15 protein-coding genes are annotated in these 14,495 nt (G+C 72.4%); 10 read left to right on the top strand and 5 right to left on the bottom strand.

Annotated features, from left to right (window positions below; translation table 11 throughout):
• The first annotated feature begins 27 nt into the window (after positions 1–27).
• From ACWD4O_RS39725 to ACWD4O_RS39710, 4 genes are read left to right on the top strand one after another with little or no spacing between them, the layout of a single operon-like run.
• Positions 28–1,602, top strand: a complete 1,575-nt coding sequence (locus ACWD4O_RS39725; protein WP_451287854.1) for an AMP-binding protein — start codon at positions 28–30, stop codon at positions 1,600–1,602.
• Complete coding sequence (locus ACWD4O_RS39720; RefSeq protein ID WP_451287852.1) at positions 1,599–2,759, top strand: thiolase family protein; 1,161 nt, start codon at positions 1,599–1,601, stop codon at positions 2,757–2,759. Before ACWD4O_RS39725 ends, ACWD4O_RS39720 begins: the two co-directional genes overlap by 4 nt.
• Positions 2,756–3,157 carry a Zn-ribbon domain-containing OB-fold protein gene (locus ACWD4O_RS39715; RefSeq protein ID WP_451287851.1) on the top strand — a complete coding sequence of 134 codons (402 nt, stop codon included), beginning with the start codon at positions 2,756–2,758 and terminating at the stop codon, positions 3,155–3,157. The genes ACWD4O_RS39720 and ACWD4O_RS39715 overlap by 4 nt, the downstream gene beginning before the upstream one ends.
• A complete protein-coding gene (locus ACWD4O_RS39710) occupies positions 3,154–3,924 on the top strand; it encodes a FadR/GntR family transcriptional regulator (RefSeq protein ID WP_358802818.1) in 771 nt (256 codons plus the stop codon). Before ACWD4O_RS39715 ends, ACWD4O_RS39710 begins: the two co-directional genes overlap by 4 nt.
• Before the next feature lie 3 nt (positions 3,925–3,927).
• Here the strand turns inward: ACWD4O_RS39710 and ACWD4O_RS39705 are convergent, their stop codons facing one another.
• From ACWD4O_RS39705 to ACWD4O_RS39695, 3 genes are read right to left on the bottom strand one after another with little or no spacing between them, the layout of a single operon-like run.
• The gene (locus tag ACWD4O_RS39705) at positions 3,928–4,950 is read right to left on the bottom strand and encodes an LLM class F420-dependent oxidoreductase (RefSeq protein ID WP_451287849.1); all 1,023 of its coding nucleotides are present in this window, start codon (positions 4,948–4,950) and stop codon (positions 3,928–3,930) included.
• Complete coding sequence (locus tag ACWD4O_RS39700) at positions 4,947–6,083, bottom strand: acyl-CoA dehydrogenase family protein (protein ID WP_451287847.1); 1,137 nt, start codon at positions 6,081–6,083, stop codon at positions 4,947–4,949. Before ACWD4O_RS39700 ends, ACWD4O_RS39705 begins: the two co-directional genes overlap by 4 nt.
• Before the next feature lie 3 nt (positions 6,084–6,086).
• On the bottom strand, positions 6,087–6,872 hold the full coding sequence (locus tag ACWD4O_RS39695; protein WP_451287845.1) for an enoyl-CoA hydratase/isomerase family protein: 786 nt from the start codon (positions 6,870–6,872) through the stop codon (positions 6,087–6,089).
• Positions 6,873–6,963: 91 nt separating this feature from the next.
• Here ACWD4O_RS39695 and ACWD4O_RS39690 point away from each other — a divergent pair, with 91 nt between their 5' ends.
• Positions 6,964–7,821 (top strand): crotonase/enoyl-CoA hydratase family protein, encoded by an 858-nt coding sequence (locus ACWD4O_RS39690; protein ID WP_451287842.1) that lies wholly within the window; start codon positions 6,964–6,966, stop codon positions 7,819–7,821.
• A gap of 127 nt (positions 7,822–7,948) precedes the next feature.
• Positions 7,949–9,367, top strand: coding sequence for a glycoside hydrolase family 1 protein (locus tag ACWD4O_RS39685; protein ID WP_451287840.1), 1,419 nt, complete (start codon positions 7,949–7,951; stop codon positions 9,365–9,367).
• Here ACWD4O_RS39685 and ACWD4O_RS39680 read toward each other — a convergent pair.
• Both ACWD4O_RS39680 and ACWD4O_RS39675 read right to left on the bottom strand, forming a co-directional pair.
• The gene (locus ACWD4O_RS39680) at positions 9,346–9,855 is read right to left on the bottom strand and encodes a MaoC family dehydratase (protein ID WP_451287839.1); all 510 of its coding nucleotides are present in this window, start codon (positions 9,853–9,855) and stop codon (positions 9,346–9,348) included. The genes ACWD4O_RS39685 and ACWD4O_RS39680 overlap by 22 nt on opposite strands.
• A gap of 45 nt (positions 9,856–9,900) precedes the next feature.
• Positions 9,901–10,722, bottom strand: a complete 822-nt coding sequence (locus tag ACWD4O_RS39675) for an enoyl-CoA hydratase/isomerase family protein (RefSeq protein WP_451287837.1) — start codon at positions 10,720–10,722, stop codon at positions 9,901–9,903.
• A gap of 81 nt (positions 10,723–10,803) precedes the next feature.
• On the opposite strand from ACWD4O_RS39675, the gene ACWD4O_RS39670 reads away from it, so the two are divergent.
• Genes ACWD4O_RS39670 through ACWD4O_RS39655 form a run of 4 tightly spaced genes read left to right on the top strand, consistent with a single transcriptional unit; the run spans position 10,804 to position 14,486 of the window.
• Positions 10,804–11,985 (top strand): acyl-CoA dehydrogenase family protein, encoded by a 1,182-nt coding sequence (locus tag ACWD4O_RS39670; protein ID WP_451287835.1) that lies wholly within the window; start codon positions 10,804–10,806, stop codon positions 11,983–11,985.
• Between the two features lie 46 nt (positions 11,986–12,031).
• Positions 12,032–13,210, top strand: coding sequence for an acyl-CoA dehydrogenase family protein (locus ACWD4O_RS39665; protein WP_451287930.1), 1,179 nt, complete (start codon positions 12,032–12,034; stop codon positions 13,208–13,210).
• Positions 13,207–13,731 carry a nuclear transport factor 2 family protein gene (locus ACWD4O_RS39660; protein WP_451287833.1) on the top strand — a complete coding sequence of 175 codons (525 nt, stop codon included), beginning with the start codon at positions 13,207–13,209 and terminating at the stop codon, positions 13,729–13,731. The genes ACWD4O_RS39665 and ACWD4O_RS39660 overlap by 4 nt, the downstream gene beginning before the upstream one ends.
• A complete protein-coding gene (locus ACWD4O_RS39655) occupies positions 13,731–14,486 on the top strand; it encodes an SDR family NAD(P)-dependent oxidoreductase (protein ID WP_451287831.1) in 756 nt (251 codons plus the stop codon). The genes ACWD4O_RS39660 and ACWD4O_RS39655 overlap by 1 nt, the downstream gene beginning before the upstream one ends.
• Positions 14,487–14,495 lie beyond the last annotated feature (9 nt).

The raw sequence follows: 14,495 nt of genomic DNA, 5'->3' as shown, positions 1-14,495 counted from the left end.
CGACGAGACCTCACAGGAGCAGCTCACGTGACTTCCGCCCGCCGCCTGACGTTCGGCGACATCATCCGAGAGCACCGACGGTCCTTTCCCGACGGCGTCGCCCTCGTCGACGGCGACGTCCGGCTCACCTGGCCGCAGTTGGACGAACGCACCGACCGGCTCGCCGACGCCCTCACGGCCGCCGGGGTCGGTCCCGGCGACCGCATCCTCTGGCTGGGCCAGAACTCCTTCCGCATCTGGGAGCTGCTCGGCGCGGCCGCCAAGACCGGCGCCATGGTCTGCCCCGGCTACTGGCGCTGGGCGGCCCCCGAAATGGCCTTCGCCGTCGAGGACTTCGACCCCAAGGTCGTCGTCTGGCAGGAGGAGGAGATCGGCGGGACGGTCGCCAAGGCGCGCGCCGAACTCGGCGACGGCCACCGCGCGCTGTGGCTGCGGCACGACGCCGAGGGCCCGGGCACCTACGAGTCCTTCCTCGCCTCCGGCGCCCCCGAGGACCCGGCCCGACCCGCCCCCGACGTCGACCCCGACTCCGCCCTGCTGGTCATCTACACCGCGGCGATCAGCGGCCGGCAGTCCGGCTCGATGCTCTCGCACCGCAACCTGATCGCCATGGGCGCGAGCGCCGCCTGGATGGGCGACATCGGCGCCGAGACCGCCTTCCTCGGCGCCGGGCCGATGTTCCACATCGGCAACTACCAGTTCTGGGGCGTCCCGGCCTTCGTGCACGGCGGCAAGAACGTCGTGGTGCGCCGCGTGGTCGCCGAGGAACTGCTGCCCCTGCTGGCGGCGGAACGGTGCACCCACGCCTATCTGATGCCTCCGACCATCGCCCGGCTCGTCGCGCTCAACCGGGAGGCCGGCCACGACCTGTCCAGCCTGCGGGCGAGCGTCGCCGCGCCGCTGTGGCAGGGGACCGTGCCCACCGACACCAGCCGCTTCACCCGCAACGGCGGCGGCGAGGGCCGGGGCTACGGCCAGACCGAGGTGACGGGCTTCGCCGTGACCGGCGCCCACGGCGGCAGCGGCCTCGGCAACGCGGGACGGCCCGGTCCCTTCGCGGCCGTCCGCGTGCTCGACGAGCAGGGCGCGGAGAGCGAGGTCGGCGAGATCTGCGTCCGCGGCGATCTCGTCCACCTCGGCTACTGGAACCGGCCGGAGATCAACGAGGAGCGGTTCCGGTTCGGCTGGTGGCACACCACCGACCTCGGCCGACGCGAGGCCGACGGCACGATCAGCTTCCTCGGCACCACGACCCGCATGCTCAAGTCGGCGGCCGAGAACATCTTCCCCGCCGAGGTGGAGAACTGCATCGAGGCGCACCCTTCCGTCAAGGAGGCGGCCGTCATCGGCGTCCCCAACGAGCGCTGGGCGCAGGACGTCAAGGCCGTCGTCGTGCTCCGGCCCGGCGCCGATCCGGTGACCGCCGAGGACGTCGTCGAGCACTGCCGGGCGCGGATCGCCTCGTACAAGAAGCCGAAGACGGTGGAGTTCGTGGACGCGCTGCCGCGGACGGCGGACTTCGCCAAGGACTACGACACCCTCGACGAGCGCTTCGGCGGGGGCGGCTATCCGGGCGGCGCCCAGCTGGGCGCGGGACGGTGAGTCCCGTCGACCCCCGGCAGCCCGTCGTCGTCGGGGTGCACGCCACCGAACAGGCGCTGTCCCTGCCGCACCGCGACGCCATGGACCTGGCCCTGGAAGCGGTGACCGGCGCGATCGCGGACGCCGGACTCGCACCCGCCGACGTCGACGGCGCCCAGGTCGACTGGCCGGGGCCGGGCGGCGTGCCCGGCGAGGGCAGCTCCTGGGCGCGGCTGCTCGGCCGGGACCTGCGCTGGACCAGCGACTCCATGCTCGACAACGCCGGCTCGCGCGGGCTGCTCAAGGCGGCGGCCGCCGTACGCGCCGGGTACGCGGACACCGTCGTGGTCGGCGGCTGCAAACTGGTCTCGCGCGGGACCGGGCCCGTCGGCGCCGGGGTGCCGCTGGAGTTCGCCGACGTCTGGGGCAGCTATGTCGTCGCCCAGTTCGCCCTGGTGGCGGCACGGCACATGCACGAGTACGGGACGACCTCCCGCCAGCTCGCGGAGGTCGCCGCCACCCTCCGCAACAACGGCGCCACCAACCCCGAGGCGATGATGTACGGGCGCGGCCCCTACACCGCCGACGACGTCCTCGCGTCCCGCATGGTGGCCACTCCTTTCCATCTGCTGGACTGCTGCATCGTCGGCGAGGGCGGCGCGGCCCTCGTCGTGACGACCGCCGAACGCGCCCGCGACCTGCCGCAGCCGCCCGTCGCCGTGCTCGGCGGCGGCATGGAGTACCACCAGGCGGCCTACGCCAACCCGGCGCTGCACCGCGAGGTCGGACAGCTCGGCCGGGACGCGGCCCGCCGCGCCTACGCCATGGCCGGGGTGAGCCCGCACGACGTGGACGTCTTCTCCCTCTACGACCCCAACTCCTTCGAGATCATCCGGCAGTTGGAGGCGCTCGGACTGTGCGGCGAAGGCGAGGGCGGCCCCCTGGCCGCCAGTGGCGCCATCGCCGTCGGCGGAACGCATCCGGTCAATCCGGACGGCGGCTGTCTGGCCTACGCGTGGAACGGGACCCAGCAGATGACGCTCAAGGTCGTCGAGGCGGTACGGCAGTTGCGCGGCACCGCCGTCCACCAGGTCGACGGCGCCGAACTCGCCGTCGTCGGCAACGCCGGTTCGGGGGCGCAGCACTACGAGATGAGCGTGCTGGGGAGGACCCGATGAGCAGGCCGGTACCCGTCCCCACCCCGCTGTCCGAGCCGTTCTGGGCAGCGGCCCGCCGCGGTGAACTCGTCGTCCCGCAGTGCCCGGCGTGCGGACTGCGCTTCTTCGTGCCCGAGCCCGCCTGCCCGGGGTGCCTGGCGCGCGACTGGACGTACGCCCCGAGCGCCGGGCGGGGCGCCGTCTACTCGGTGACCGTCGTCCACCGCGCCCCCGGCCCCGGCTTCGACACGCCCTTCGCGCTCGCCGTGATCGACCTGGACGACGGGGGCGTCCTGCTGTCGCACGTGGACGCGGGAGACCCCGATCAGGTCGTCATCGGTCTGCGTGTGCGGGTGGACTTCCGCGCCCTCACCGACGAGATCGCGCTGCCGTACTTCGTGCCCGAGCAGAGTCGATGAAGGCAGGGGTGGACGCCGTGGTGAACACGCCGGTACGGGTGCCCAAGATGGCCGAGCTGGTGGCCGCACGGCTGCGCCGGATGATCGTGCGGGGCGAGCTCACCGAGGGCGAGGCGCTGCCGTCGGAGACCGCGCTCATGGAGGAGTTCGCCGTCTCGCGCCCCACCCTGCGCGAGGCGTTCCGGGTGCTGGAGTCGGAGTCCCTGATCACCGTGCGCAGGGGCGCGCGGGGCGGGGCGCGGGTGCAGATCCCGGAGGGCACGGTCGCCGCGCGCTACGCGGGCGTCGTCCTCGAATACCGGGGCACGACCCTGAAGGACGTCTACGACGCCCGTACGGTGATCGAGGCGCCCTGCGCCGGGCTGCTCGCCGAGCGGCGCACGGACGAGGACCTGGAGCGGCTGCGGGCCGCGGTCGCCGCGGCCGAGCTCCTCATGGACGACCCCTCCGCGTTCATCCGCGCCCACATGGAGTTCCACGCGCTCGTCGTCGAACTCGCCGGCAACCAGACGCTGGGCGTCCTCAACGGCATGGTCCGGCACATCATCGACCAGGCCAACTGGTCCCATGTCGACCTCGACGCCGGCAGCCCCGAGAACGTGCGGGCCAACCGCAGAGGCTTCCGCGCCCATGTCGCGCTCGTCGACCTGGTCGCCGCCCGCCGGACCGAGGCCGCCGAGGAGCTGTGGCGCGTCCACCTCCAGGAGGCCGAGGACTATCTGCTGCAGAGCAGGTCCATGACGACCGTGCTGGACCTGCTCGGCTGACGGTCAGCCCGCTCGAAGCTCCTGCACGATCGGCTCCCACACCTCGGCGTCGATCTCGTACGCCGTGTAGAAGGACACCCGGTCGACCAGCGCCCCGTACCGGCGCCGGATCTCGCCCGCGACCCGCTCCGGCTCCGCCACGACCGCGAAGGTGTGCAGGACCTCGTCGTCGACGAGCCGGGCCATCGCCTCCCACTTGTCCTCGCGCCGGGACGTCGACAACGTGTGCAGCTCGTCGCCGAGTTCGCCCCAGCCGTGCAGTTCCAGCACGCCCCGGTAGGCGGGGGTGCTGCCGTAGAAGGCGATCTGCCCACGGGTGCCGTCGATCGCGCGGGCCATCTCCTCCTCCGTCCGGCCGGTCGCGGTCAGCAGCAGATGGGAGACGGAGAAGTCGCCGCGGGCCCGGCCCGAGGTTGCCAACCCCGCCTCGACGGTCGGCAGGGTCACCTCCCGCAGATAGCGCTCGGTGGTGAAGCCGTGCGCCAGCAGCCCATCCGCCACCTCGCCCGCCACCCGCGTCATCGCCTCCCCGACGGCGGCCACGAAGACCTTCGGCGCCCCGCCGACGGCGGGCGGCGGGGAGAAGAACGGGGACATCAGGGTGTGCGAGTAGAAGTCGCCCCGGAAGTTCAGCCGCTCGCCCTCGTTCCAGGCGGCCCAGATCGCGTGCAGCGCGCTCACGTACTCCCGCATCCGCGCGGCCGGCCGGCTCCACGGCATCGAGAAGCGCCGCTCGATGTGCGGCTTGATCTGGCTGCCGAGGCCCAGCGAGAAGCGTCCGCCGGAGTAGGTCTGCAAGTCATGGGCCGTGTGGGCGAGTTGCATGGGGGAGCGGGCGAAGGCCACCGCGATGGCGGTACCGACCTCCAGCCGGTCGGTGTGCTCGGCCGCCAGCAGCAGCGGCAGGAACGGATCGTGCTTGGACTCCGACGCCCACAGCCCGTCGTAGCCCGCCTTCTCGTGGCGGCGGGCCTCCTCGACCACTTCGGCCGTGCTCCACACGTTGAGTTTTCCGTCGACCTTCATGCCGCTCCCTCGCCTGCTTCCATGCCGATTCTCCGTACGAGCAGCTCCCGGTGGTACGCGGGATCGCCGAACAGCAGCTGCGATGTCTTGGCCCGCTTCAGATACAGCTGGGCCGGGTGCTCCCAGGTGAAGCCGATGCCGCCGTGGACCTGGATGTTCTCCCTGGTCGCCGTCAGACACGCGTCGGAGCAGAACGCCTTGGCGAGGCTCGCCACGGCCGGCAGCTCCGGACTCCCGCCCTCGGCGGCGAGCAGCGCGTAGTGCGCGGCCGCGCGCGCCGACTCCACCTCCAGCAGGACGTCGGCGAGCAGATGCTTCACGGCCTGGAACGAGCCGATGGGCCGCCCGAACTGATGCCGCACCTTGGCGTACTCCACGGCCATGTCGAGTGCGCGCGAGGCCACCCCGACCTGCTCGGCGGCCAGCGCCACCGCCGCCCGGTCGAGCACCTGGGACACCAGGTCCCAGCCGTCGCCGTGCGTCCGCAGCCGGGTCGCCCGTACGCCGTCGTAGTCGAGGCGCGCCTGCCGACGGGTCGGGTCCAGGGTGGGCAGCGGCGCGCGGTGCAGCCCGGCCGCGTCGCCGTCGACCAGGAACACCCCGATGCCGTCCGCGGCCCGGGCCACGGTGAGGACGACATCGGCGCAGGCGCCGTCGAGGACGAACGTCTTGTGCCCGGTGAGCAGCCAACTCCCCCCGGTCGCACGGGCGGTGAGCCCGATTCCCGCCGCGTCCCAGCGGGCGGAGTCCTCGGTCAGGGCCAGCGTCGCCACCGACTCGCCGGCGACCAGCCCGGGGAGCAGCCGCTCCCGGGCCTCCTCGTCGTCGCTGCCCAGCAGCGCGGTCGTGGCCAGCACCGCCGAGGACAGGAACGGCGCGCACAGCAGCGCGCGGCCCGCCTCCTCCAGGACGACGCCCACCTCGACCGGCCCGCACCCGGCGCCGCCGTACTCCTCGGGCACGGCCAGCCCCAGCACCCCGAGCTCCGAACCGAGCCTGCGCCACAGCGCCCGGTCGAAGCCCTCCGGGGTCTCCATCAGCCGCCGCACCTCGGTCTCGGGCGAGGTGTCCGCCAGGAACGCCCGTACCGTGCGCCGCAGTTCCTCCTGCTCGTCGCTGAACGCGAAGTCCATGCCTCAGCCCTTTCCGTCGGCTCGGCGGCGGGCGCGCGAGGCGATGATCTCCTCGACGACGGCGATGTGGTCCGGCGCGTGCATGGTGTCCCGCTCGGCGAGCAGGGCCGGTTCCATCACCGTGCCGAGGGCCTGTTCCAGGTGCCGGTTGACCGCCAGCTTGGTCTGGCGCAGCGCCTGCGCGGGCTGGGCGGCCAGCCGCCGGGCCAGCTCCATGGCCTCGTCCAGCAGCTTGTCCTGGGGCACGGCGCGGTTGGCGAGCCCCAGCCGTACCGCGTCCTCGGCGCTCACCTTCTCGCCGAGGAACAGCAGCTCCTTCGCCCGGGTCGCGCCGACGAGCAGCGGCAGCAGATAGGCGCCGCCGTCGCCCGCGACCAGCCCGACCTGGACGTGCGGGTCGGCCACATAGGCGTCGTCGGCGATCAGCACCAGGTCGCTGAGCAGGGCCAGACTGCTGCCGAGGCCCACGGCCGGGCCGTTGACGGCCGCGATCACGGGCAGCGGACAGCGGAGCATGCCGGTGACGATCCGGCGGGCCTCGTCGACCTGTCGCTCCCGGAAGGCCTCGTCGCGCTGGACCCGGGTCATGAGGTCGAGGTTGCCGCCGGCGCTGAACGCCCGGCCGCGCCCCGTCAGCACGATCGCCCCCGCCTGCGGGTCGGCCGCCAGCTCCGACCACACCGAGGCGAGCCGGGTGTGCAGTTCCTCGCTCATCGCGTTCCGCTGCTCGGGCCGGTTCAGCTCCACCAGTCTGACCGGCCCGACGGCCGTCACCACCAGATCCGTCATCGCCACTCCGTCGCACACCTGTAATGAGTAAGTAGAGTTGAATGGTATAACTAATTCAGCTCAACTGGAAACAGGGCAGTGGAGGGTGTGCATGCAGTACGAGACCGTGCGGGCCGAGACGGCGGACCGGATCCTCACCGTCACCCTGAACAGACCGGAGAAGCTCAACGCCTTCGGACCGCAGATGATGCAGGACCTGCTCGACGTCCTGGACGCGGCCGACGCCGACGACGAGGTGCGGGTGATCGTGGTGACCGGCGCCGGACGCGGCTTCTGCGCGGGCGCCGACGTCAGCTCCGGCCGCTCGACCTTCGACCACCGTACGGCGGGCGCCCGGCACCGGGACACCGGCGGCCGGGTCGCCCTGCGGATCTTCTCCTGCACCAAGCCGGTGATCGCGGCGGTCAACGGCCCGGCCGCGGGTGTGGGCGCCAGCATGACCCTGCCCATGGACATCCGGCTGGCGTCGACGTCGGCGAGGTTCGGCTTCGTCTTCGCCCGCCGCGGCATCGTGCCGGAGTCGGCCGCGAGCTGGTTCCTGCCCCGGGCCGTGGGGATGCAGAAGGCCCTGGAGTGGGTGGCGACGGGCCGGGTCTTCGGCCCCGACGAGGCCCTCTCCGCCGGGCTCGTCCGCTCCGTCCACCCGCCCGAGGAACTGCTGCCGGCGGCCTACGCCCTCGCCCGCGAGATCGCCGAGAACACCTCCGCGATCTCGGTCGCCCTGGCCCGGCAGATGATGTGGCGGATGCTCGGCGAGCCCCATCCCATGACCGCCCACCGCCTCGACTCACGGATCATGAGCCAGATCGGCGGCGGCCCCGACCCCACCGAGGGCATCGAGTCGTTCCTCGCCAAACGCCCCCCGAAGTTCCCGGGCCGGGTCAGCGCGGACATGCCCGCGATCTACCCCTGGTGGCGGGACGAGGACTTCCGCCCCTTCGACGAGTGAGCCACCGGCGGCGGGTCAGGCGCGGAGATCTGGCCGAAACATTGTCGTGGTCTGCGTGAAGTGTTAGCGTCCCGACGGCGGGCATTCAGTTGAATGCGCTAAACCATTCACCGCCTGGACGGTAACCATGAGCGATGGTTTCCTGCATGAATCGCTGCGCGGTGTCGACTGGGGAGTCGCCACCGCCGACACCATCGCGGCCCCGCTGCCGCCCCCGCCCGAACGGGCCGGACACTTCGGCCGGTGGACCGAGGACATCCGGCAGCTCACCGGCGCAGACGTCGACGCACGCCGGCTGGTCGCCGGCTGGCCGCGACTCCAGCCCGACGGCCCGGGCAGCTGGGACCGGGACGCCCTGGACCGCTGCGACCGCGCACTCGACGCCCTGCTCGCCCAAGGAGTACGGCCCGGCCTCACCCTGTTCGACCGGACCCTGCCGCCCTGGCTGGACGCCGCCGGCGGCTGGCTCGAACGGGACACCGCCGAGCACTTCGCCGCGTATGCCGCCGAACTCGGCCGCCGCTTCGGCGACCGGGTGGAGCGCTGGATCACCTCCACCGACCTGGCCGGACCCACCCTCGCGGACCATGTGGCCGGAATGTATCCACCGGCCCGGGGGATCGGCCGAGCCGGTCTGCCCACCGTCCACCACATCCTGCTCGCCTGCGGACTCGCCACCCAGGCGCTCCGGGCCGCCGGCGCACGGGGCCGGATCGGGACCACGGTCACGCTGGTCGGCTGCTACCCGGCCACCGACGACCCCTTCGACCGGCTCGCCGTCGAGCGCCTGGAGAGCTGGACCAACCGGCTCTTCCTCGACCCCCTGCTGCTCGGCGAGCACATGGTGACCGAGGAGGACGTCTCCCCCGTCGAGGCCAGCGGCTGTGTGCGCCCGGGCGACCTGGAGATCATCGCGGCCGAACAGGACGTCCTCGGCCTGTCCTGGCACACGCCGTTCCGGGTCACCGCCCCCGAGAACCTGCCGCGCGTCCTGCCCACCGCCAAGTGCCTGAGCGCCCTCAACGAGGTGAACCGCCTGCTCGTGGGCCTAGGCTTCGCGATCGTCCCCTTCGACGAGGTGGAGACGACCGCCTACGGCTGGCCCATCCTCCCCGAGGGACTCGCCGACGCCGTCGCCGGCCTCCACGACCTCTACGGGGAGCTGCTGCCGCCGCTCTCGATCGTCGACAACGGCATGGGCGATCTGGATCTCGTCGACGCGTCAGGACACGGCGACGACGCCCGGCGCCGGAACCTGCTGCGCGCCCGACTCGCCTGGCTGGCCCGACTCGTCGCGGCCGGGGTGGACGTGTGCGGCTACGAGTACTGGTCCGTGCTGGACAACCTGGAGGCGAAGTTCCGCTACACCCGCCTGTACGCGATGGCGGTCCCCGACCACGAGCTCCCGTCCCGCCCGCCGATCCCCTCGGACTGGGTGCACGGCGAGGCCTTCGACCCCGGCGGGGAGCCCGGACCCGGTCACTCCCTGTCCGTGCTGACGCTCGTACCGGCCCCCGGCCGGCCTCAGGGCGTCCCGGCCTCGTAGTCCCGGCCCCGGATCAGCCGCACCGGCGTGTAGACGAGCACGTCCTCGTCGCGCTGGTTGCGTACCGTGATCCGGCTGGTCACCACGCCCCGGCCGGGCTTGGCGGACGGGCGCGACTTCGTGGTCTCGACGACGGCGTACAGCGTGTCGCCGACGTAGACCGGCCCCTGCACGGTCAGCTCCATGTGCAGGAAGGCGAGTCCGGTGCCGTGCAGCACGTTCGTCTGGAGCACGAGCCCCTCGGCGATGCAGTACGTCAGCGCCCCGGGGACCAGCCGGCCGGTGTAGCCGCCGTCCGCGGCGTGCGAGGCGTCCCAGAACAGGGGCTCGTTGAAGCCGCCCCAGGTGATGAAGTTGACCAGATCGGTCTCGGTGATCGTGCGCCGGGCGGTGCGGAAGACCTGCCCCGCGGGCATGTCCTCGTAGGTCAGTCCCCGCACCAGCGGGGGGATGTCACGGGCGGTGGCGGTGGTGGGTTCGGATGTCATCGGTGGCTCCTCGTGAGTGGCGGGGATCAGAGGTCGAGGCGGGGATCAGAGGTCGATCGGATGCTTGCCGGCCACGCCCTCGAAATCCGGTGCGCGCTTCTCGCGGTGCGCGGCGAGTCCCTCGACGACCTCGGGCCCGCCGAACCCGAAGAACTCGAGCCCGAGGGAGGCCTCGAAGATCGGCTGCGCGGTGCGGTACCAGTGGTTGAGGGACCGCTTGGTCCAGCTGAGGGCACTGGCGGGCCCGGTGGCCAGGACCTTCGCCACGCGCAGTGCCTCCGTGTGCACCTCGCCGTCGTCCACGCACTTTGACACCAGTCCGATCCGCTCGGCCTCCTCGCCGGTGAGCGCCTCGCAGGTCAGCAGGTAGTACTTGGCCTTGGCCATGCCGCACAGCAGCGGCCAGCAGATGGCCGCGTGGTCACCGGCCGCGACCCCGAGCCGGGTGTGCCCGTCCACGATCTTCGCCGTGCGGGCGGCGATGGAGATGTCCGCGAGCATGCCGATGACCAGCCCCGCGCCGACCGCCGGGCCGTGGATCGCGGACACCACCGGCTTGGAGCAGTTGATCACCCCGTAGACCATGTCCCGGGCCTCGCGCATCACCCGGGCGCGCACCGCGTACTCCTCGGTCAGGGCGTCGATGGAGTCGAAGGTCCCGCCCGCCGAGAAGGCCCGGCCGGCCCCCTGGACCAGCACGGCACGGGTGTCCGCGTCCCGGTCGACGACCGGCCAGAGGTCGGCGAGCTCGCCGTGCATCCGCGGATCCACGGCGTTGAGGTTCGGGGCGTCCAGCACGATGCGCAGCACGCCGGGCGCGGGCCGCTCGAAGGTCAGGCTCGTGAACTCGGCGTAGAGATCGGTCACGTCGCGCTCCTGGTGCAATCAGTGCGGATACTATAATTATCTAACTGTATCGTGGTCGGGTCGACAAGCGGGAGACGAGGCATGGACTTCTCCTTCACCGAGGAACAGGACGAACTGCGCAAGGTCGTACGGTCGTTCCTCGCCAAGCACTGCGGCGATGCGCAGGTGCGCCGCCCGGCGGCCGACCCGCTGGGCCACGACCCGGTCGTCTGGCGTCGGATGGCCGGCGAGCTCGGTCTGCAGGGACTCGCCGTACCCGAGGAGTACGGCGGCTCCGGATTCGGCTACGTCGACCTCGGCATCGTCTTCGAGGAGGCGGGCCGCGCCCTGCTGTGCTCGCCGTACTTCGCCACCGTGGCGCTGGCCGCCGAGGCCCTGCTGCGCTGCGAGGACGAACGGGCCCGACGTGAGCTGCTGCCGGGCATCGCGTCCGGCGAGACGGTGGCCACCCTGGCGCTGACCGAGGACGGCGGCCGCTGGGACGAGCCGGGCATCCGGCTCACCGCCCGTGAGTCCACGGGCGAGTCCGCCCGCGAGTCCGCCCGCGAGTCCGCCTGCGAGTCCGTGCGCGGCAGGGCGGACGGCGGCTGGCAGTTGACCGGCGTCAAGACCTACGTCCTGGACGGGCACCTGGCCGACCTGCTTCTCGTCGCGGCCCGTACCCCCCGTGGCATCAGCCTCTTCGCGGTCGACGCCGACGCGCCGGGCCTGGTCCGCACGCCCCTGCCCACCCTCGACCAGACCCGCGGACAGGCCCGGCTGGAGTTCACGGACACCCCCGCGCGACTGCTGGGCGCCGAGGGCACGGCCTGGCCCGCCCTCGAACGCACCCTCGCCACCGCCTCCGTCCTGCTGGCCGCCGAACAGGTCGGGGGAGCCTCCGCCGCTCTGGACGCCGCGGTGGCCTACGCCAGGATCCGCGAGCAGTACGGCCGGCCCATCGGCTCCTTCCAGGGCGTCAAGCACAAGTGCGCCGACATGCTCATGGAGATCGAGTCCGCCCGCTCGGCCGCGTACGGCGGACTCTGGGCGCTGGACGCCGACGACGAGACGGAGACCGCGATCGCGGCGGCGATCGCCCAGGCCTTCTGCTCGGAGGCGTTCACCAAGGTCGCGGGCGACAACATCCAGGTCCACGGCGGGATCGGCTTCACCTGGGAGCACCCCGCCCACCTGTACCTCAAGCGGGCCAAGAGCTCCGAGGCGCTGCTGGGCACGCCGTCGTACCACCGTGAGCTGCTCGCGGCCCGGCTCGGCATCTGACCACCGGCCCGCGATCACCGGCAAGGGAGCTGACATGGAAGCCGACATGGAACTGGACTTCGGTCCCGCCGTACGCGAGTTCCGCGACGAGCTGCGGGACTGGCTGGCGGACCACCTCGTGGGCGAGTTCGCCGAGCACCGGGGCGTGGGCGGCCCCACCGACGGCGAGGCCTGGGGGGTGCGGCTCGCCTGGGACCGTGAGCTGTCCGCCGGGAACTGGCTGGGCGTCGGCTGGCCCGAGGAGTACGGGGGCCGGGGCCTCGGCCTGATCGAGGAGATCGTCTTCGAGTACGAGTACGCCCGGGCGAACGCGCCCTACCGCGCCACGGGCAACGCCCTGGACCTGCTCGGGCCGATGCTCCTCAAGACCGGCGCCGAGGCGCAGAAGAAGCGGTTCCTGCCCCCGATCCTCGCCGTCGAGGAACTCTGGGGCCAGGGGTTCAGCGAACCCGGCGCGGGCTCCGACCTGGCCTCCGTCCGCACCCGGGCCGAACGCGACGGCGCGGAGTGGGTGGTCAACGGGCAGAAGGTGTGGACCTCGTTCGGCGTCCACGCCGACTGGCTCTATCTCCTCACCCGCACCGACCCGGACTCCGTGCGGCACCAAGGGCTCACCATGCTCCTCCTCCCGGCCGACCAGCCGGGCGTCGAGATCCGGCCCATCCGCAACCTCGCCGGTCAGGACGAGTTCGCCGAGGTGTTCCTCTCCGACGCCCGCACCGGCGCGGACCTGGTCGTCGGAGAGGTCGGCCAGGGCTGGCGCACGGCGATGACCACCCTCGGCATCGAGCGCGGCACCACCCTGCTCCCCCAGCAGCTCACCTTCGAACGGGAGGCGGAGGCGCTGATCGACCTCGCCCGGGAACGGGGCGCCCTGGACCACCCCATGCTGCGCCGCCGGATCGTCGACGCCTGGATCTCCGTACGCATCATGCGCACCACCAACCTGCGGACCGTCGCCGAACTCACCGCGGGTCGCACCCCGGGCGCCCAGGCCGCCACGGCCAAGCTGTACGCCTCGACACGCCACCAGCAACTCGGCCATCTGGCCATGGAGTTGGCAGGTCCGGCGGGCCAGATCGTCGGCGAGGACTACGGCCTGGACACCCGCCAGCGCTCCTTCCTGCTCTCCCTCGCGGAGACGATCTACGGCGGATCGAGCGAGATCCAGCGCAACATCATCGGGGAACAGATCCTCGGCCTGCCGAAGGAACCCCGGCCATGACGACGTCACTCGAAGAGCGCCTGGACCGGATCGAGTCGCATCTCGCCGTCCAGCAGCTGCCCGTCCGCTACGCGCTCGCCGTGGACGCCCGTGACCTCGACGCCTGGGTGGGCTGCTTCGCGCCCGACGTCGACATGGGGCGCCTGGGCAGCGGTCGGGAGACGCTGCGCGCGTTCATCGACCCGCTCGTCCGCGGATTCCACCGGTCGGTCCACCAGATCTGCGGCCACCGGATCGAGTTCACCGGCCGCGACACCGCCACCGGCTCCGTGTACTGCCGGGCCGAGCACGAGGTGGGGGAGCGATGGATCGTCATGGCGATCCGCTATCTCGACGACTACGCGCGCGTCGACGGCGAGTGGTACTTCACCCGGCGCCGCGAGCAGCACTGGTACGCGGCCGATGTGACCGAGCGTCCCCAGGCGGCGGCCTTCGAGGGCTGGGCGGGCGCCGGCCGGCCCGCGCTGCCCGACGCCTTTCCCACCTGGACGGACTTCTGGAAGAACGGGAAGGAGACGTGATGACACGGCTTTCGGGGAAGACGGCGCTGGTCACCGGCGGCGGCCAGGGGGTCGGCCGGGGCATCGCGCTCGCGCTGGCGGCGCAGGGCGCGGCGGTGGCGATCACCGGCCGCACCGAACGCACGCTGAAGGACACCGCCGCGGAGATCGCGGCGCGCGGCGGCCGGGCGCTCACGGTGGTCGGGGACGTCGGCGAGCGGGACGACGTCGACCGCATGGTGGCCGAGACGGTACGGGAGTTCGGCGCCCTCGACGTGCTCGTCAACAACGCGCAGTCGTCGGTGCAGCGCCGGCTGGAGCAGACGTCGTACGCGGACGTCGAACTCGCCTACCGCAGCGGCCCGTTGGCGGTGTTCCACGCCATGCAGGCGGCCCTGCCCCAGCTGCGGGCGAGCCGGGGCAGCGTGGTGAACCTGGGCTCCTCGGCCGCGGTGCAGGGCGAGGCGACCTTCGCGGCGTACGCGATGGCCAAGGAGGCGATCCGGGGGCTGACCCGGGTGGCCGCGCGGGAGTGGGGCGCGTACGGGATCAGGGTGAACGTCGTGTGTCCGGCGGCGCTGAGCCCTGCGGCGGAGGACTTCTTCGCCGCACACCCGGAGAAGGCCGAAAGCGTGCTCGGTGCCATTCCGCTCGGCCGGATGGGGGACCCGGAGGCGGACATCGGCCGCGCGGTGGCCGCGCTCGTCTCCGACGACATGGCCTATCTGACCGGTGCGACGCTGATGCTGGAGGGCGGGCGGACCCTGATCGGCTGAGCCCGGCAG

It is taken from the genome of Streptomyces sp. NPDC002623 (assembly GCF_053592635.1).
Note: the sequence above shows the minus strand (reverse complement) of the source record. Positions and strands in the feature narration are given on the sequence as shown.

Bases quoted from the DNA above. Each gene is read 5' to 3' on its own strand.
- ACWD4O_RS39700 (WP_451287847.1), bottom strand. From the start codon at position 6,083: ATGGACTTCGCGTTCAGCGACGAGCAGGAGGAACTGCGGCGCACGGTA.
- ACWD4O_RS39665 (WP_451287930.1), top strand. From the start codon at position 12,032: ATGGAACTGGACTTCGGTCCCGCCGTACGCGAGTTCCGCGACGAGCTG.
- ACWD4O_RS39660 (WP_451287833.1), top strand. From the start codon at position 13,207: ATGACGACGTCACTCGAAGAGCGCCTGGACCGGATCGAGTCGCATCTC.
- ACWD4O_RS39710 (WP_358802818.1), top strand. From the start codon at position 3,154: ATGAAGGCAGGGGTGGACGCCGTGGTGAACACGCCGGTACGGGTGCCC.
- ACWD4O_RS39705 (WP_451287849.1), bottom strand. From the start codon at position 4,950: ATGAAGGTCGACGGAAAACTCAACGTGTGGAGCACGGCCGAAGTGGTC.
- ACWD4O_RS39695 (WP_451287845.1), bottom strand. From the start codon at position 6,872: ATGACGGATCTGGTGGTGACGGCCGTCGGGCCGGTCAGACTGGTGGAG.
- ACWD4O_RS39685 (WP_451287840.1), top strand. From the start codon at position 7,949: ATGAGCGATGGTTTCCTGCATGAATCGCTGCGCGGTGTCGACTGGGGA.
- ACWD4O_RS39680 (WP_451287839.1), bottom strand. From the start codon at position 9,855: ATGACATCCGAACCCACCACCGCCACCGCCCGTGACATCCCCCCGCTG.
- ACWD4O_RS39715 (WP_451287851.1), top strand. From the start codon at position 2,756: ATGAGCAGGCCGGTACCCGTCCCCACCCCGCTGTCCGAGCCGTTCTGG.
- ACWD4O_RS39690 (WP_451287842.1), top strand. From the start codon at position 6,964: ATGCAGTACGAGACCGTGCGGGCCGAGACGGCGGACCGGATCCTCACC.
- ACWD4O_RS39655 (WP_451287831.1), top strand. From the start codon at position 13,731: ATGACACGGCTTTCGGGGAAGACGGCGCTGGTCACCGGCGGCGGCCAG.
- ACWD4O_RS39670 (WP_451287835.1), top strand. From the start codon at position 10,804: ATGGACTTCTCCTTCACCGAGGAACAGGACGAACTGCGCAAGGTCGTA.